Annotated in this window: 13 protein-coding genes; 9 read left to right on the top strand and 4 right to left on the bottom strand. The window is 65.4% G+C overall.

Annotated elements, in window-relative coordinates:
* Nucleotides 1–21: 21 nt before the first annotated feature.
* The 5 genes from QA642_RS08230 to QA642_RS08210 all read left to right on the top strand — a co-directional run bounded on the left by QA642_RS08230 (nt 22) and on the right by QA642_RS08210 (nt 9,934).
* The gene (locus tag QA642_RS08230; RefSeq protein WP_283084218.1) at nt 22–6,495 is read left to right on the top strand and encodes a non-ribosomal peptide synthetase; all 6,474 of its coding nucleotides are present in this window, start codon (nt 22–24) and stop codon (nt 6,493–6,495) included.
* 142 nt (nt 6,496–6,637) lie between these two features.
* Nucleotides 6,638–6,805 carry a hypothetical protein gene (locus QA642_RS08225; protein WP_283084217.1) on the top strand — a complete coding sequence of 56 codons (168 nt, stop codon included), beginning with the start codon at nt 6,638–6,640 and terminating at the stop codon, nt 6,803–6,805.
* 233 nt (nt 6,806–7,038) lie between these two features.
* Nucleotides 7,039–7,770, top strand: coding sequence for a 4'-phosphopantetheinyl transferase superfamily protein (locus QA642_RS08220; RefSeq protein WP_283084216.1), 732 nt, complete (start codon nt 7,039–7,041; stop codon nt 7,768–7,770).
* Nucleotides 7,767–8,747 carry an LLM class flavin-dependent oxidoreductase gene (locus tag QA642_RS08215; RefSeq protein ID WP_283084215.1) on the top strand — a complete coding sequence of 327 codons (981 nt, stop codon included), beginning with the start codon at nt 7,767–7,769 and terminating at the stop codon, nt 8,745–8,747. Before QA642_RS08220 ends, QA642_RS08215 begins: the two co-directional genes overlap by 4 nt.
* Nucleotides 8,748–9,004: 257 nt before the next feature.
* A complete protein-coding gene (locus QA642_RS08210; protein WP_283084214.1) occupies nt 9,005–9,934 on the top strand; it encodes a hypothetical protein in 930 nt (309 codons plus the stop codon).
* Between the two features lie 25 nt (nt 9,935–9,959).
* Here the strand turns inward: QA642_RS08210 and QA642_RS08205 are convergent, their stop codons facing one another.
* From QA642_RS08205 to QA642_RS08195, 3 genes are all read right to left on the bottom strand, one after another.
* Nucleotides 9,960–10,985, bottom strand: coding sequence for a histone deacetylase family protein (locus QA642_RS08205; RefSeq protein ID WP_283084213.1), 1,026 nt, complete (start codon nt 10,983–10,985; stop codon nt 9,960–9,962).
* A 188-nt stretch (nt 10,986–11,173) separates the two neighbouring features.
* On the bottom strand, nt 11,174–12,115 hold the full coding sequence (locus tag QA642_RS08200; RefSeq protein ID WP_283084212.1) for an SMP-30/gluconolactonase/LRE family protein: 942 nt from the start codon (nt 12,113–12,115) through the stop codon (nt 11,174–11,176).
* Nucleotides 12,072–14,138, bottom strand: a complete 2,067-nt coding sequence (locus tag QA642_RS08195; RefSeq protein WP_283084211.1) for a PQQ-dependent sugar dehydrogenase — start codon at nt 14,136–14,138, stop codon at nt 12,072–12,074. Before QA642_RS08195 ends, QA642_RS08200 begins: the two co-directional genes overlap by 44 nt.
* 207 nt (nt 14,139–14,345) lie before the next feature.
* Between QA642_RS08195 and QA642_RS08190 the strand changes: the two genes are divergently transcribed.
* Together QA642_RS08190 and QA642_RS08185 are read left to right on the top strand one after the other, a co-directional pair.
* A complete protein-coding gene (locus QA642_RS08190) occupies nt 14,346–14,579 on the top strand; it encodes a hypothetical protein (RefSeq protein ID WP_027562577.1) in 234 nt (77 codons plus the stop codon).
* Nucleotides 14,580–14,588: 9 nt separating this feature from the next.
* Complete coding sequence (locus tag QA642_RS08185; protein WP_283084210.1) at nt 14,589–14,759, top strand: hypothetical protein; 171 nt, start codon at nt 14,589–14,591, stop codon at nt 14,757–14,759.
* Between the two features lie 175 nt (nt 14,760–14,934).
* On the opposite strand, the gene QA642_RS08180 is transcribed toward QA642_RS08185, so the two are convergent.
* Nucleotides 14,935–15,708, bottom strand: a complete 774-nt coding sequence (locus QA642_RS08180; protein WP_283084209.1) for an enoyl-CoA hydratase-related protein — start codon at nt 15,706–15,708, stop codon at nt 14,935–14,937.
* Between the two features lie 116 nt (nt 15,709–15,824).
* On the opposite strand from QA642_RS08180, the gene QA642_RS08175 reads away from it, so the two are divergent.
* Nucleotides 15,825–17,414 carry a gamma-glutamyltransferase gene (locus tag QA642_RS08175; RefSeq protein ID WP_283084208.1) on the top strand — a complete coding sequence of 530 codons (1,590 nt, stop codon included), beginning with the start codon at nt 15,825–15,827 and terminating at the stop codon, nt 17,412–17,414.
* Nucleotides 17,415–17,506: 92 nt separating this feature from the next.
* Entirely contained in the window at nt 17,507–17,731 is a 225-nt protein-coding gene (locus tag QA642_RS08170; protein WP_283084207.1) for a hypothetical protein, read from the top strand.
* The last annotated feature ends 1 nt before the right edge of the window (nt 17,732 follow it).

Genomic DNA, 17,732 nt, shown 5'->3' with positions numbered 1-17,732 from the left:
GCCCAATCAGATCAAAAGGGAATGGCGTTGTCCGACATTGCATCCGGAGCGGGAGAGGGATCGGACGGCGAAAGTGCCGAAACCAGCACCTTTGCCCATATCGGCGGTCTTCTCGAGCATTATGCGCGGAAAGCGCCGTCAGCACCGGCCCTCCTCGCCCCTGGCCGGCCGGCCCTCACCTATGGCGGGCTGGACGAGCTGATCCGGCATCTGATCCGCACGCTGCGCGGACTTGGCATCGGCCCTGCGGACCGGATCGCCGTTGCATTGCCACGCGGTGCAGACAGCGCGCTGGCGCTGATCGCGGTCGCATCAAGCTGCGCCTGCGTTCCCGTCAATCCCGATCTGACCGCGGACGAGCTGCAACGCTATTTCAGCGAACTGGAGCTCACCGCGCTCGTCACCCGGGCCGACTTGAACTCACCAAGTCGTGACGTCGCCAGGACGCTCGACATCGCGATGATCGATTTCGTTCCGGGGCCGAAAGACAACCTCGGCGGCTGCGCATTCATCGGCCCGACGGTCGCTCCAGCCAGCGGCAGCGGCGCTTCGCGCGGCGACGACGATGCATTCATCCTCTTGACGTCGGGCACGGCGGCGCGACCGAAAATGGTGCCGCTGACACAGCGCAATGTGTGCCTCTCCGCCTACAATGCCGGCCGCGTGCTGTCGCTCGCGCCGAACGATCGCCTGCTCAACGTTCTGCCGCTATTTCACGCCCATGGCCTGATCTCCGGCCTGCTGACGGCGCTGGCCGCAGGCTCCAGCGTGATCTGCACCGAGGGTTTCGATGCCGCGTCCTTCTTCGGCTGGATGCGGGAGCTGCAACCGACCTGGTACACGGCGGTGCCGACCATCCATCGCGCACTGCTGACGGCGGCGGAAGCCGACCCGGACCGCGCCCGTTCGTCGTCGCTGCGCGTGATCCGTTCGGCGTCATCCTCGCTCGCGCCCGCGATCCTGAACGGATTGGAGGCGACGTTCGGCGTTCCCGTGCTCGAGACCTACGGCATGACCGAAGCGGCCTCGCAGATCGCGGCCAATCCGTTCGAGCTACGCAAGGTCGGATCGGTCGGGCGCGCCGCCGGCCCCGAGATCGCGATCATGGACGAGACCGGCCGGCTGCTTGCGAGCGGCGAGCGCGGCGAGATCATGCTGCGCGGCCCCAACATGAGCCGCGGCTATTATAATGACGAGGCGGCGACGCGGACCGCGTTCCGCGACGGCTGGTTCAGGACCGGCGATCTCGGCTATCTCGATGCCGACGGCTATCTCTTCATCGTCGGCCGCATCAAGGACGTCATCAACCGCGGCGGCCAGAAGATCTCGCCGCTCGAAGTGGAAGAGATCCTCTTGAGCCATCCGGCGGTGCTGGAGGCCGGCGTGTTCGCCGTCCCGCACCCAAAGCTCGGCGAGAATGTCGCCGCCGTCGTGGTGCTGCGGCCGAATTCCGAGGCGACTTCGGACCAGCTGCGCCAATTCGCGCGCAAGCGTCTCGCGGCCTACAAGGTGCCGAGCCTGATCCGCAGCGTGGCGGCGCTGCCGAAAGGCGCCAGCGGCAAGGTCAAGCGCAATGCGCTGGCCGAGCTGATCGCGACGGCGGAGGACGCCGACGAGGAGCAACTGCCGCGCAACACGCTGGAGACCCAGCTCGCTGAGATCTGGGCCAGTCTCCTCGAGCTTCCGCAGGTCGGTATCGATCAGGACGTCTTCGCGCTGGGCGCGGATTCGCTCGCCGTGACGCAGATGCGCTCGCGCCTGCGCGAACGCTTCGGCGTCGACTTCTCGTTCGAGGACATCTTCGATTGCGCCACGGTCACTGCGCTTGCGGCGCGGATCGAGACCGCCGCAAGCTATCGTAAAGCCGGGCTGCCGGCCTGGCGCCAGGCGAGAGAAACCGACGCGCCGCTGTCGTTCCAGCAGCAGCGGATGTACGTGCTCTCCCGGCTCGATCCGACGCATTACAACTATAATGTCGTCGAAGTCGCGATCCTCAAAGGCCAAGTCGATGTCCCTGCGCTTTCTGCGGGCCTCACCGCGATCTGCGCGCGGCATGAGGCGCTGCGCTCGGTCTTCGTCGAACAGCACGGCGAGCCGGCACAGCGCGTGCTGCGATCGCCGCCGCGGTTCGATCGGATCAAGCTCAAGCCCTGCCCTGCCGGCACGCTGGCCGCGGTCGTCGAGCGCGAGGCGCTCAAGCTCGCGCAATATCCATTTGATCTGTCGCGCGAGCCACCGCTGAGGGTCACGCTGCTCTCGTTCAACAGATCCAGCCACGCGCTGGTGGTCAACGTTCATCACCTCGTCACCGATGGCTGGTCACAGCGGCTGTTCTGGGAGGAGCTTGCCGCCCATTACGCCGCGGCACGCAAGAAGGCGGTGGCGGCGCTTCCCTCGCCCACCTTCCAGTATCGCGACTTTGCGCTGTGGCAGCAGAGCTGGGCGCAGACGCTGGCGGCAAAGGAGCAACTTGATTACTGGAGGACCCAGCTCGACGGCGTCACCACGCTGCCGCTGCGGACCGACCGGGCGAGACCGGAGGTCTGGAGCGGTCACGGCGCCCGTCATTATTTCGAGTTCTCCACGACGCTGTCGGGCGATATCCGCGCGCTGAGCCAGGACCAGGGCGTCACGCCGTTCATGACGCTGCTCGCGGCGTTCCAGTGCTTGCTGTTCCGCCACACCGGGCATGAGGACGTCGCGACCGGATCGCTGATCGCCAATCGCAACCAGATCGAGAGCGAGCGCCTGATCGGGCTGTTCGCCAACACGCTGATCCTGCGCAACGATTTCGGCGGTGATCCCAGTTTTGGCGAGATGTTGCGGCGGGTGCGGCAGGTCACGCTCGATGCCTACCGCAACCAGGACCTCGCGATCGAGGAGGTGTTGCGCGCCTTGCAGGTGGCGCGACGGACGGACGGCAATCCGCTGTTCCGGATCATGTTCATCCTCCAGAACGCCTCGATCGAGGCGGCGCGCTTCCCTGGCCTGTCGACGCGGCGGATCGAGATCGATCCAAAGGTCGCGCGCTTCGACATCACGCTGGAGCTGGTCGAGGCCGACGGCCGCTTCACCGGCTTCTTCGAATACGCCACCGACCTGTTCGACGCGGCGACGATCGAGGACATGGCCGCACAATTCAAGACCCTGCTCAAGGCCGCCATCGCCAACCCGGAACAGCAGATCTCGCGCCTGCCGCTGCTGGCCGAGGCCGAACGCCGGCAGCTGCTGGCGCAAGGCCGCGGAGCCCGCGTCAATTTTGGCAAGCGCGGCAACCTCAGCGAACGCTTCGACGCCCAGGCGAAGAAGACGCCGAACGCGATCGCTATGTCCGATGGTCGAACGTCCCTGACCTATCGCGAGCTGGCGCGCCGCAGCGAGACTGTGGCGGGCTGGCTGGCGCGCGAAGGCGTTGGCGCCGAGAGCGTGGTTGCACTGCTTGCAGAGCGGGGACCCGACCTCGTCGCCGCGATGATCGGCGTGCAGCGCGCGGGCGCGGCCTTCCTGAACCTCGATCCCGAGCAGCCGCCAGCGCGGCTCGCGACCATTTTGGGATCGAGCTGCGCCGGGGTGCTGCTGGCTGCCCGCGCGCAATCGCCCATGGTCGAGGCGCTGCTCGATCCGCTGGTCGCGCGCATCCATGTGGCCGAGCTCGAAGACGCGATCGCGCCTGGGGCGGCCAAGCCGATCCGCGCCGCACCGCGCGACGCCGCGAGCCTTGCCTATCTCATCTACACGTCCGGCTCCTCCGGCGCGCCGAAGGGCGTCATGATCGAGCAGCGCGGACTGTCGAACCATCTGGCCTCGCTGATCGCCGAGCTCGGCCTCACGGCCAGGGACGTGATCGCCCAGACCGCGCCGCAGAGTTTTGTCATTTCGGTCTGGCAATTCCTCGCCGGGCCGATGGTCGGCGCGCGGGTCCATGTCTGTGCCAACGCGACCGTGCAGGACCCGATCCTGCTCGCGCAGGAGATCGCGCGCGAGGGCATCACGGTGCTCGAGATCGTGCCCTCCCTGCTCCGCGTGATCCTCGATCGCATGGACGAGCCCCAGATCCGGCGCGCCTTCGCAAAACTGCGGCTGATGATCTCGACCGGCGAGCCGCTGCCGGTCGATCTCTGCCGCGCCTGGTTTGCCCGCTGCCCGAAAGTGCCGCTGATCAACGCCTATGGCGCGTCGGAATGTTCCGACGACGTCTCCCTGCATCGCCTCACCAGGGCGCCAGCGATGACGACAACCAACGTGCCGGTCGGCGCGCCGCTGCCGAACACCCAGCTCTACGTGCTCGATGCAAACCTCCAGCCGCAGCCGGTCGGGGTGGTCGGCGAGCTCTGCATCGGCGGTGCCGGGGTCGGCCGCTTCTACGTCAACGATCCCGCGCAGAGCCGGCAGCGCTTCCTGCCCGATCCGTTTGCGCGCCGAGCCGGCAGCCGTCTCTACCGGACCGGCGACCTCGCCCGCCGCCGCAGTGACGGCACGATCGAATGCCTCGGCCGCGCCGACCATCAGGTCAAGGTCCGCGGCTACCGCATCGAGCTCAAGGAGATCGAGAACGCGCTTGCCGAGCATCCGGCTGTGCGCGCCGGCATCGTCGAGCCGCGCCGCGAGGCGGCCGGCGATGTCAGGCTGATCGCCCATATCGTCGCAAAGCCGGGGAGCAGGAGCAGCGCCAGCGAGCTGCGTGAATTCCTGAAGAGGCGGCTGCCGGCCCACGCCGTCCCGTCCGCATTTCTGTTCCTGGAGCAGGTACCGCTCAATGCCCATGGCAAGATCGACCGGTCGGCGCTGCTGGCACCTGCCCAGGTAGAGACGTCCGGGCCGGATGCGGCCGTGCCGGCGCGGCGCTTCACCGAAAAGGTGCTGTCTGACATCTGGATCGATTTGCTGAAGGTCGAGAGCATCGGTGTCACCGACAATTTCTTCGACCTCGGCGGCCATTCGCTGCTGGCGGGCCAGGCGATGGCGCGTATCGCCCGCGCGCTCGGCGTGTCGCTGCCGATCAAGACGATCTTCGAGGCACCGACGATCGAACAGCTCGCCCGGCGGGTCGACGAGGCCGTGGCGGCAAAGCCGCGCAAGCCTGCCGCTAGCTTGCAGAGGCCGTTTGAATCAAGACTGATTGAATCAAGGCTGGCCGAAAGCGGACTTCCCGTGCTCTCGATCGCGCAGGACCAGATGCTGCGGATCGAGCAGAACCTTTCGGGACTGCCGCTGTTCAACCTGCCCTTTGCCTTCCGTCTCCAGGGCCCGCTCGATCCGGCCGCGCTGGCGCAGGCGCTCGATGATGTCGCAGCCCGGCACGAATCGCTGCGGACCACGTTCGGCTGGGCTGACGAGGAGCCGACCAGCCGCATCATGCCGCCGGGCAAGCTCCGCCGCGTGCTGACGGTCGAGACGATCGGCGACGGTCACCCCCACAACAACAAGCGCCGCAAGGCCCTGGAACTCAGGAAGATCGACCTCCTGATCGAACAGGAGACGTACACCCCGGTCGACACCACGCAGGCGCCGCTGCTGCGGACACGGTTGTTGCGGCTCCATGCCGACGATCACGTGCTGCTGCTGACGCTGCATCACGCCATCGTCGACGGCTGGTCGATCGGCGTGCTGTTCGAGGAATTGTCGAGCCGCTATGCGGCGCTGGCCGGATATCCGTCGGTGCCGCTGCCGAAACCGCCACCGGCCTTCGCGGACGTCGCACGCTGGCAGCGCTGGTGGTGCAGCACCGACGCCGCCCGCCGCCAGGCCGCCGACTGGATCGAGAATTTGCGCGGGGCGGCCGCGCTCTTTGACGGCGAATCAAGCCCGGGCCCATCCACCGGCCATCATCCGGTCAATCTCGAGCCCGACCTGATCGCACGGCTCACAGCCTTTGCCGGCCAGCACAATGGCACCTTGTTCATGTGCCTCCTCACCGGCCTGAAGGCCCTGCTGGTGGCGCGAACCGGCCGTAGCGACATCGCGGTCGCCACGGCCATGGCCAATCGTGCCCAGCCGGACACCGACCGAATCGTCGGCCCGTTCGAGAACACGGTGATCGTCCGCACGAGAATCTCGCCGGAGCTGTCGTTCGTCGAAGCCCTGGCCCGGGTACGCCAGAGCGTGCTCGACGCGCATGCGCGGCAGGAGCTGCCGTTCAACATCGTGGCCGACCATCTGGAGCAGGAGGGGATCGATCCGGCCGCCCTGCTCCAGGTCTATTTCACGCTGCAAAATCCGCTGCGCCAGCCGCTCGACCTGCCCGATCTCACGACAACGTCGATCGGCAACGTCGCGCGCGAAGGCCAGCCTGTGCTGCCGATCGACCAGACCTGGCTGTCGCTGATGCTCAAGGAGCGCCCGACCGGAATCACGGGGTCATGCAATTACAAGAGCGAATTGCTCGACGGCGGTATGATCGGCGAGTGGATGGAGGATCTCGTCGCGCTGCTGGCGGCCGCCAGCGCCCAACCCAACACACCGCTCGGCCGATTGCTCGCGCGCCGAGCGGCATGACCGGCTATACAGCACGGGCGAATACGGGTTCACTCGCCAAAGCTGTGAATGGGCAAGTTGCATCTTGATTATTTGGCGCCACCGCGCAAGATTATTCCCGCCTTTTGATTTGGACGATCATTTTCAACCGGGGGAGTATGTTATGGGTTTCATCAAATTTACCAAGGGTACCTCGTTGAGCGACAAGGACCGCAAGGCCCTGCAAAAACTGCTGAGCAACGAGAAGAAGAAGCTCCAGGCCGCGCTGAAGGACGTCGACGCCAGCCTTTCGGTGCTGGGCGGCGCGAAGAAAGCCAAGAAGAAGAAGTAAGGTTCGTCGGCCGGGACGCCGCACGAATCCTCGGGCTTCATTCTACGGAAATCGGCCGCTCGCGCGTCGAGTTGGGGTCTCGCACAAGCTTGCGCCTGTAAACCGGCCTGCAAATCGACAAGAATTTGCCCGGGTGGACCGTTACAAACGGTCCGCTCAGTTGATTCTTGCTCAGTTGTTTCTTCTGTCGGGACCGGCAATCCAGCCTCAGCCCGATGCCAAAGGCCCAATTGATGGCAGACGACAGAATTGAACTGTTTGTCGGATTGATCGAGACCATTGACGCGCCGGGCGCCGCCGATGCGTGCCGCCGCCTGCTCTCGGTCGACGAACGGGTTCGCGCCGACCGCTTCGTGTTCGAGCGGCACCGGCGGCAGTATATTTTCGCGCACGCGATGCTGCGCTTGGCGCTGTCCCAGGTCGCGCCCAACGTCGCGCCCTCCGACTGGTCGTTTGGTGCCGGGCGATACGGACGGCCGTATGTCGCGGCGCCCAAGACCTCGGCCGCGCTGCACTTCAGCTTGTCGCATGCCGACGGCTGCGTCGCCTGCGTCGTGTCCAGGCATGAGGCCGTCGGCGTCGACGTCGAGACCGTGTCGCGGCGGGTGGCGCCGCTGTCGACCGCGCTTCGCTTCTTCGCGCCGGAAGAGGTCGAAGCCTTGCGCGGACTGCCGGAGCCCGCCGCGATCGAGCGCTTCTTCGACTACTGGACGCTCAAGGAGGCCTATCTGAAGGCGAGGGGTTTTGGGCTCAACCTGCCGCTCGACGCCTTCGCGATGCAGGTCTCGCGCGAGGCGATCGAGATCAGCTTCAAACCGGATATCGCCGACGATCCCCAGGGGTGGCGCTTCTCGCTGTGCTCGCCCTCCCCGTCGCATCGCCTTGCGATCGCCGACGGCTCCCGCGCAGACGGCGGCCTTCCCATCAGCCGCAACGCCTGGCCGTTCCAGGAAGCGGCGGAATGACGCCGGCGCGGCTGCGCGTCTTTCCCGCGATCTCGCGCAACCGCGACCCCAGAAAATATGTCGGCGAGCTGATGGGCGTGGCGCAGTTCGCCGACCGCAACGGCTTCGAAGGCATTTTGCTGTTCGAAGGCAATGACGTGTTCGTCGAGCCCTGGGCGATGGCCCAGCACATCATGGCGGAAACGGCGCGGTCTTCGCCGCTGATCGCGGTCAACCCGGTCTACATGCACCCGTTCACGGCGGCGAAGTTCGTCTCGTCCTTCGCGCAGCTCTACGGCCGCAAGGTCTACCTCAACATGATCACGGGGACCGCCGTCAGTGACTTGCAGGGCCTCGGCGATGAGCAGTCGCATGGCGATCGCTATGTCAGGCTCGGCGAATTCGTCGCGCTGATGCGCCAGCTGCTCGCGAGCCCGCGCCCGGTGACGATCGACGGCCGGTTCTACCGCGCCAGCAATTTGCAACTGCGTCCGCGCCTGCCGGCGGAGCTGATGCCGGAATTTCTGATCGCAGGCCAGTCCGAGACGGCGCAGCGCGTGGCGAAGGAGACCGGCTGCATCAAGATGCAGATGCTGCCGCCCGATCTCGATCACAGCCTCGATGCACCGGGCATGAACTTTGGAATTTTCGCCCGCGAGAGCCGCGACGAGGCGCGGCGAGCGGCGAAGGCGCGCTTTCGCGATAGCGTCGATGATCGCGAGCTGCTGGCGCTCACGGTGGAGAATAGCGACTCCGTGTGGAAGCGGCGGCTGTATGAAGGGCAGAACGGCGAACTTCAGGACAATGGCTACTGGCTGCTGCCGTTTTTGACCTTCCAGGCCGATTGCCCCTATCTCGTCGGCAGCTACGCGGAGATCGGCGCGAAGCTGAAGGCGTTCGCGGCGAAGGGCTTGACCACGATCATGCTCGACATGGTCGCGGATGAGACCGAGATGCAGCACGTCTGCAAGGCGCTCGCGGTGAGCGGGATGTTCTAGGTTCGTCGTCCTCTCCCGTTTCGGCGCAAGGGCCGAAAGCTCGCCTCATCGCGCTTTACGAACCTGCCAGCGCGCCCCGTCAACTGAAACGCGACGACGCCCCTCTGCGTTCAACCAGCTACCGCTCCCACAACTGTTAATTGTGGGGATAAGGGAGACGTTGCGACCTCGTCTCCTAGTCATATGCATCCTGCAATTGCAACACTCGCACGGGGATTTGAAAAGGGGCATTTCATGAAAGCCGTCATTGCTGCGGCGTGCTTGGCACGCTCGTTTCTGGTTGCGTCGGTACTGATCTTTCCAAACTCGTTCCGGGCTCGGTCTCACAGCTTCAGGCGGCATTTCAGACGACCGCTGAGCGCGAGGCGACGCTCATCACCCAACTTCAACTCGAGAATGACACCCTCGATTTCATGTCAGCCGGGTCGTATAGCTGCGGCGATCCGAACGACATGCAGCAACGACGGCTTCTAAGCGCCAAGGATCCGGCGCAATTCGTCAAGGAAGAGAAGGTGTCCGAGGCGTGGCAGAAGAGCCTTATCTTCCTGGCCGCCTATTTGAAGACGCTGAACTCGATCGCTGATGCCAACAAGCAAGCGCAGGAGGACATCGCGAGCTTGACGAGCATCGCGAAGGACGTCGCCAACAACGTGCCGGGATTCCCGACGGGAACGGCGGCCGCCGCATCAGCGTTTCAAGCGGTCATTAGCAGTGCGGTACTGAACTTCAATGCCGTCAAGATGCAGCAGGCCGCTCAACGCATGGAGGCGCCGCTGGAGGCGGCGGTCGCAAACGTGAAGAAGTTCTATCCCGTGTTCGTCGGCAACGAGCATGCTGCCTTCGTGAAATGGGACTCCTGTGCGCAGGAGAAATTACGCTTCATCCGCGACAATCCACTCTCGAAGGTCCGCGGCTATCCCCCGCTCTTCGCCATCGATTCAGGCACGAGACTGGACGAAGCCTATGCCGCGTATGCCGCCAAACGCAACCAGCTCCGGGGGACACCACCGATCGCCGACCTGGCAAAGGCTGTCCTCGCCGAGAACAGAAAGCTCGCCGATCCTCTGAAGAATCTAACTCTCAGCGATCTGGCTACTGCCGGAAACAACGCAGCGACGATCCTTGATAATTTGAAGGCCGCAGTAAAAGCCGGTGAAGCGCTGGCCGGCAACAAGACAGGTTCGTAACACCTGTCTTGTTGGCTGATCTGGATCACCTCGCCTCTTCGAATCCCGCCAGCACCGAGGTCAGGTTGGCTCCCAGAATATCCGAGAGATAGCCGCCCTCCTGCACGAACACGGTCGGCAAGCCGAGCTTGGCGATGGCCTGGCCGATCCGGCGGAAGCCGGGCGTGGTGACGGCGAGGCCGCGCAGCGGATCGTGCTCGGAGGCATCGAGGCCGAGCGCGATGACGAGGGCGCCGGGCGCGAAGGACTCGATCGCCTTGCGCGCGATGTCCATCGCCTGGATATAGCCGTCATCGCCTGTGCCGATGGCGAGGGGGATGTTGAGATTGGTGCCGAGGCCGGGGCCCTCGCCACGCTCATGCGCATAGCCCCACACGAAGGGATAGTACGCGACGGGATCGGCGTGGATCGAGATCGTGTAGACGTCCGGCCGTGCGTAAAAAATGCCTTGCGTGCCGTTGCCGTGATGGACATCGACGTCGAGGATCACGACACGCTCGTGCTTGAGCCGCAGATGTGCGGCGGCGATCGCGCTGTTGTTGAGGAAACAGAAGCCGCCAGCCATGTCGCGATAGGCGTGATGGCCGGGCGGACGGCAGAGCGCGTAGACCGCATCCTCGCCGTCCATCACCATCTGCGCGGCGGTGACTGCAACGTCGGTCGCGGCGCAGGCCGCGGCCCAGGTGCCGGGACCGATCGGCGCCGCGGTGTCGGCGGTGTGCCAGCCGAGCTTGCCGACGATATGGGTCGGATAAGTCGCGGCATGACGCACGGGATGGATGTTGCCGATCATCTCCGGGCCGGAATCTCCGAGCGCCGTCCAGGCGTCCCAGGCTTCGCTCAGAAACGACAGATATTCCGGGCTGTGAATGCGCGCACGCGGCCCCTGCCCGAATGTCTTGGGCTCGACCAGTTGATGCTTGCCGTCCTTCAGACCCTTGAGCAGGCGGTCGGCGCGCTCGGGCTGCTCGGTCGTGCGCTTGACGACGCCGCGAACCAGGAAGAATTGCGGATCATGGCTGCGGTGCAGCTCGGTATGGACGGCTTTCACTCAAACACTCCGTGGCATGCGCTCTTGGAATAGTGCCACAGATGTCTTGATCGCTGCGGCGGCCGGATGCAAGCAAGAAGAATGCCGCCCTTGCCGCGCCGCTCTGCGCCGAAAGCAGAACGCGTTCGACGCTCTTTATTCGAGCACGATCTTTTCGGAAAACCGCTTCACGCTTTTCCGGATCATGCTCAGCAGCGCCCGCGCTGGAGACAGTGCTCGCGGCCCTGCTGGTCGGTGCGGAAGGCCTCGATGAAGCCGCCCTGGCGCTGGGTGACGAAGACGGTCTTGCCGTCGCTGCCGCCGAAGGCGAGGTTGGTCGGCTCCTTGCCCTTCAGCGCGATCTCGCGCTCGACCGCGCCATTGGGCTTCATCACCGCGATGGTGCCCTTGAGGATGCGCGCAACGAAAAGGCGGCCGGCGACGTCCGTGCGCAGGCCGTCGATGGTGTCGGGCTGAAATGCCTTGACCATCTTCGCACCGGTGAGCTCGTTGCCGTTGATCGCATAGGACCAGATCTGGCCGCTGCTGGATTCCCCGACATAGAGCGTCTTGCCGTCGGGGCCGAGATCGATGCCGTTGGTGGTGCCCATCGCGCGCGGCGCCGACATTACCTGCCCCTGCACCGAGCCATCGGCGGCCTTGGCGATGCGCCAGATGTGGCCTTCCCTGCCCTTCCAGTTCGGATCGCTCGCATAGATCGTGCCGTCGCGCGCGAGCGTGATGTCGTTGGGCTGCTTCATCTCGTCGGAATGAAACCACACGACGGGCTCGGTCGCGCCCTTCGGGATCGCGAAGATGTTGTGCTTCTTGTAGTCGGCGATGAACATGGTGCCGCTGCGATCGAAGCGGATGGCGTTGCCGACGCTGCCCTCGGGCAGCGTCGCGAACAGCTCCGACGCCGCGCGGCCCACGGGCAGCCTTCCGATGGTGCCGGGCTTGCCGAAATTGACCACGAAGAGATTGCCGTCGAGATTCGCGGCGGGCCCTTCGATACCAAAGGTGTATTCGCCGCCCGGCGTCACCTGCACGCTTTCGAACAGCTTCGTGTCTGCTTGAGCGGACGCCGTCGCAATGACGAGGACAATGCTACTGCACAGGCACCAGATATTCCTGCCGGATGTAATAGCCATCGTCGTCGCTGCACTCGCCATTCAGATAGGGATCGGCCGGCCGGAAAAAACGGCTGAAGCCGGATTTGTCTACAGCGCTCCTTTGTGTCACGACGACGACCTTGCCGGCCGGTATTTCGCCGCATTCCTTGTTGGTTTTGCCAAAGAACTTGCGTTGCGGCGGGCCGGCCTTGATCCGCATCCGCGTGCCCGGAACCATTTTCGCGACCAGCAAGTCCGCGGTGTCGAGCAGGCGCGTGTAGCCGGGCTCGGTCTTCGGCAGGCTCTCGCCGCCCGGCGGCATCAGCTTCTCCGCGCCGATGCCGCGCAGCCGCGTGCGCAACCGGCCGGACTCGGGGTCGCCGGGGTAGATCCAGCCGTCCTGCGACAGCATGAAACGCAGCACCGTCTTGTCCTTCTCGGCGTCCGACTGTCCCGCCTTCAGGCCGAAATCGGAGTGGCAGCCGACGCAGTGCTTTTCAACGAGCCCCTTGCGAAGCGTGGTGAGACGGATGCTGTTCTGCGCGTCTCTCGCAACGAAGACCGCGAGCTGGTCGATCATCGCCTGGCTGCGCGTGTCGCAGGGGAGCGGCGCCGGTGGATCACCCGCGGCGCGATCGATGCGGATCACGGTCTGGTTCTTGTCCTCCACCAGCCAAATCGCGCCATCCTCGGCGACCGTCATGCCGACCGGAGCACCTTGCGGCCGCGCGCCGTTGACGCGGTGCCAGCCGGCGATCAGTTCCTCGAACGGCGCGGCGGCGACCTCGCCCGCCTCGGTCTGGAAGCTGTGGGTCGGATCGGCGGCGCAGCTGACATGATAGCGCACCGGCGCCGGAGCGGGTTTTGGGAAACCGTGATCGTCGACGTCATAGACGAGAACGCGGCTGCCGGTCGGGCGATAGCCGTGCAGGCCGACCAGGAGCTTGCCCTCCAGCTCCGGAAATTTGGCGCCGTGATAATAGAGCATCGCGAGCGGCGCGCCGTGCGGCGGCAGTAGCGAGAATGGCGGCTTGTAGAGCGCATTGACGGTACACAGCGACTTGTAGATTCCCGTTTGCAGCACCAGCCGGAATTCGGGGCTCGGCGTCGAGAGGTCATAGCAATAGGGCCAGCCATAATGCCTGCCCTGCTCGATCGCATTGATCTCCTCGTTCGGCTTGAAGATATCGGGCAGGTCGCGGCCGTTCTCGCCTTGCAGGAAGGCGTAGCCGGCGTCGGGGAAGTTCGGATGCAGCGCCAGCGCCATCGAATTGCGCAGTCCCCGCGCGTAAACCGTATGCGCCGGATCGGGGTCGTTCGGCTTCAAGACCGGAAAGACGCCGCCTGCGGGCGGCGTGAACAGCCAGATCGACGCCATTGCCGACTCGCCCTCGGCCACTGCGCAGGACTTTGTGATCGGCGCCGGCGTGATGCAGTCGTCGCTGTGCGAGCCGACATTGACGAACAGCCGACCATTTTTATCAAAGACGAACTGCTTGAGCGGATGCGCGCTCTCGTCGAGCCTGGTGCCGTCGGGCAGCTTGATCCGCCGGCCCGGCATGTGACGGATGATGGTTTCGACCGTGCCGCGCGGATTCTCCGCCAGCGGATCGAACCGGAAGATCGCCTCCGCGGACGAGGCATAGAGCTTCTTGTCGGGCCCGATCACGAGGCCGAATGGATATTCGATCCCGGTCAGCAGCTCCTTGAAGCGTTGGCCCTGCGGCGCGCGCGGATCGAGCAGCAGCAGCCGGCCGTCGGTGTGGCCCCAGCCGCCCATGTCGGCGACCACGAACAGGTCGCGGCCCGGCACCTGGACGATCGAGCGCGGAAATTTGAGATGGTCCTCCTCGCTGGCGACGAGGCCGGCGCAGAACCCTGCCTTCATGTCGATCTGGACCCTGGGAAAGGCGAGATCGCCGCTGCCGCAGAGGTCCGTGCCGATCGCATAGCCGCTTTTCTTCACCTGTTCGGAGGATGCTCCTGGCGCGGCGCCAAGCACGCCGGCGAGGACCGCCGCCAACAGGCGTCGGCATTTCCGCGACAATGTGAGCTGATTCACGGCGGCCCCCCGGACTTTCTCGTAAAGCTTGTTCCATGCCGCCGATACGCCGTCCAGTCGATCATCACCCGCCTGTGATTAAACCCGTAACGACCTTGGAGCCGACCAATCTCCGTAAATTCCCTTACCGGGCTCGCCCCGAATGTTTCGCGAAGGCCTCCGGTGGTATCGGTTTGCCGTCCCAATCGCTCCCAATAGGAGACGCATATGGTCCAGGTCTACTTTCACTGCTCCAACACCGAGGGCACGCTGATCGATCGCAGCGGCGCTGCCGTCGCCAACCTGACCGAAGCGCGCGACCGCGCCGCCCAGATCATGAGCTCGATGATCCTGACGCCAGGTGCCGAAGACTGGCGCGACTGGGTGATCCATGTCAGCGGCTCCGACGGCGAGGATCTGTTCGATCTCCCCTTCACCGCCATGCTCGGCAAGCCGCATTGAGGTGATGCCGTGCTGTCACTCAGCCTCATTCGCCAGCCGCTCAGCTTCGTCGCCGCCAAATGGCAGAAGCTGGTGCGGATCGCCGGCAACCCCTATCGCCCCGAGCTTCACTACATGCGCGGGCCCGGCCCGAAATGGCACGCCAAGTACCAGGCCAGCCGGCTGAACCGCTCGCTCTGAGCGCGGCGGCTTTCCCCAGCATCTCGATCTTCTCCGTCATGGCCGGGCTTGTCCCGGCCATCCACGTTCTTGGGACGCAAAGACGTGGATGCCCGGGTCATAGGCGAGCGTGAGCGACGCCGTCTTTCGGACGGCTATGCCCGGGCATGACGAGTGTGGGGGAACGGTCTTCTCCTCAACTTCCCGTAAACTTCGCCTTGCGCTTCTCGACGAAGGCGGTGCGGCCCTCGATCGCATCCGCGCTTTTGCGGATCGTCGCCTGAAGCTCGATCTCGCGGCGGAACTGCGCCTCGTAGGTCGCGTGCTCGCTCTCCTCGACCAGCGCGCGGGTTGCGACCAAAGCGCGCGTCGGGCCGTCGGCGAGACGGCGCGCCAACGCGAGCGCCTCGTCCATCAGCCTGGCATCGTCGACGACCTCACGCACCAGGCCGATCTCCTGGGCGCGTTCGGCCGTCAGCGGTTCGTTCAGCAGCATCAGCTCGAGCGCGCGCTGCCGGCCGATCAGGCGCGGCAGCAGCCAGGTCGAGCCGAGATCGGGCACCAGCGCGATGCGGCTGAACACCTGGATGAAGCTCGCCGACCGCGCCGCAACAATGATGTCGCCGGCCATTGCGAGGCTGAAGCCGCCGCCGGCGGCGACACCATTGACGGCGACGACCACCGGCACGCAGCATTCGCGGAGCGCCTTGAAGGCCGGCCAGTAGAAGCGCATCACGCCGGCGGCGATGTCCTCGCCGAGCGCTTCGGACGCCTTCAAATTCTGTCCTGAGCAAAATCCGCGCCCCGCACCGGTGAGGACCAGCGCGCGGACGTCGTCATCTTCGGTGATCTCGGCGATAGCGGCCGCGAGCGCGCCAAGCAGGTCCGGCGTCATCGCGTTCAGGCTTGCAGGCTCGTCGAGCGTCAGGATCCCGACCGCGCCATCCCGCGCCTGTTTCACACCTGCCATGTCGCGCCTCCGTTTGTTCTCGTTGACGGCAATGTGCCATCCTCCGCGCGCCCCGCCAATGCTGAGCTTCCGCGCCAGCGCCACAAACCAAAAACAACAGAGATCAAGACGACATCATGCCTCATCAGTTCAGCCTCAACCAAACCGTCCGCAAGCCCGCCGTCACATCCAAGGGCGGCATCGTCGCCTCGCAATCGCGGCGGGCGGCTGAAGTCGGGGCGCAGGTGCTGACTGCGGGCGGCGACTGCGTGGACGCGATCGTCGCGACCACCTTCGCACTGAACGTGCTGGAGCCCTGGAACAGCGGCATCGGCGGCGGCGGCGCGATGGTGCTCTACCGCGCCAGGGAAAATCGCACCGAGGTGATCGACTACGGCATGTGCGCGCCGGAGAGCCTGCGCACCGCCGACTATCCACTCAGCGGCGAAGGCGCGGCCTCCGACCTCTTCCCCTGGCCGCGGGTGAAGGACGACCGCAACATCCACGGCCCCGGCTCGGTCGCCGTGCCCGGCGTCGTCGCCGGCATGGAGGAGGCGCATCGCCGCTACGCCAAGATGCCGTGGAAGGATCTGGTCGCGCCGGCAGCCAGGCTCGCCGGCGAAGGCTTGCTGGCCGATTGGTGGACAACGCTGACGATCGCGGGCTCGGCCGCTGATCTCAGGCGCTATCCCGCCAGCGCGGCCGCGTATCTGAAGGATGGCCTGCCGCCAAGCGCGTCATGGGGCATCAAGTCCGAGACGCGACTGCCGCAGGATGCGCTCAAGGCGACGCTGTCGCATCTCGCCGAAGCCGGCCCGCGCGATTTCTACCAGGGCGACCTTGCCCGGAGCATCGCGTCCGACATCAAGGCCGACGGCGGCTCGCTGTCGGTGGAGGACCTCGCCGCGTTCCGCGCGCATCTGCGCGAGCCGCTGGCAATTCCCTATCGCGACGGCAAGGTCTATGCGACGCCGGAGCTCACGGCCGGGCCGACCATGGCGCATGCGCTGTGCCTGTTGCAGCAGAGCCTGAAGCCGGCGGGCACGCCGGATGCCTCCGCCTATGTCGAATATGCGCTCGCCTTGCAGGCGGCCTTCCGCGAGCGGCTCAAGGACATGGGCGATGCCGACGGCAAGCGCTCGCTCGGCGCCGAATATCTCGCGCCCGCCTGCACCACGCATTTCTCCGTGGTCGACCGCCACGGCAACATCGCGGCGGTGACGCAGACGCTGCTCTCGTCCTTCGGCTCGAGATACGTGACGCCGCACAGCGGCATCACCATGAACAACGGCATCATGTGGTTCGATCCGACGCCGGGCACCACCAATTCGCTCGCGCCCGGCAAGCGCTGCCTCTGCAACTACACGCCCGTCATCGCGGAGACCAAAGACGGCAAGCGCCTCGCCGTCGGCGCCTCCGGCGGCCGCCGCATCCTGCCCTCGGTGATGCAGCTCGTGTCCTTTGCGATGGATTTCGGCATGGACTTAGATGCCGCCATCCACCAGCCGCGCATCGACGCCAGCGAGGGCGCGATCGTGATCGGCGATGCCAGACTGCCGGCGGACGTGCGCGAAGTCCTGGCCAGCCGCTTCGACTATGAAGAGAGCCGGGTGCAGGCCGTGCCGCAAAAATTTGCCTGCCCGAGCGTGGTGATGCGCGACGGCGACAGCAATTCGGGCGCGGTCGAGATCTTCCACCCCTGGGCCGACGCAGTGGTCGAATCCTGAGCGTCACGACTCCTCCGCATTTGCGCGCGACATCGCGATCGATGTCGGTTCGTCGAACCGACAGATGCGTGCCTAACAAGAGAGGATTTCGGATGAAGAAGCTCGCGCTCGCCGCAACAATGATCATCGCTGCCGGCTTGACCATGCCCAGCGTGGCATTGGCCAAGGGCGGTCATGGTCACGGCCATGGCCATGGCCATCATGGCGGATACCATGTGCATCGCTATGGAACTCCGCCCGGATGGCATCATGGACGCAAGGTCGGCTGGCGCGGTCACGGTTGCCCGCCCGGGCTGTGGAAACAGGGCCGCTGCTGAC

Source organism: Bradyrhizobium sp. CB2312, assembly GCF_029714425.1.
Classification (GTDB): Bacteria; Pseudomonadota; Alphaproteobacteria; order Rhizobiales; family Xanthobacteraceae; genus Bradyrhizobium.
This window is presented reverse-complemented; position numbering and strand designations above follow the sequence as displayed.

Excerpts from the sequence above, each read along its gene's own strand:
- QA642_RS08230 (WP_283084218.1), top strand. The coding sequence starts at position 22 with ATGGCGTTGTCCGACATTGCATCCGGAGCGGGAGAGGGATCGGACGGC.
- QA642_RS08225 (WP_283084217.1), top strand. The coding sequence starts at position 6,638 with ATGGGTTTCATCAAATTTACCAAGGGTACCTCGTTGAGCGACAAGGAC.
- QA642_RS08220 (WP_283084216.1), top strand. The coding sequence starts at position 7,039 with ATGGCAGACGACAGAATTGAACTGTTTGTCGGATTGATCGAGACCATT.
- QA642_RS08215 (WP_283084215.1), top strand. The coding sequence starts at position 7,767 with ATGACGCCGGCGCGGCTGCGCGTCTTTCCCGCGATCTCGCGCAACCGC.
- QA642_RS08200 (WP_283084212.1), bottom strand. The coding sequence starts at position 12,115 with ATGGCTATTACATCCGGCAGGAATATCTGGTGCCTGTGCAGTAGCATT.
- QA642_RS08190 (WP_027562577.1), top strand. The coding sequence starts at position 14,346 with ATGGTCCAGGTCTACTTTCACTGCTCCAACACCGAGGGCACGCTGATC.
- QA642_RS08180 (WP_283084209.1), bottom strand. The coding sequence starts at position 15,708 with ATGGCAGGTGTGAAACAGGCGCGGGATGGCGCGGTCGGGATCCTGACG.
- QA642_RS08175 (WP_283084208.1), top strand. The coding sequence starts at position 15,825 with ATGCCTCATCAGTTCAGCCTCAACCAAACCGTCCGCAAGCCCGCCGTC.
- QA642_RS08170 (WP_283084207.1), top strand. The coding sequence starts at position 17,507 with ATGAAGAAGCTCGCGCTCGCCGCAACAATGATCATCGCTGCCGGCTTG.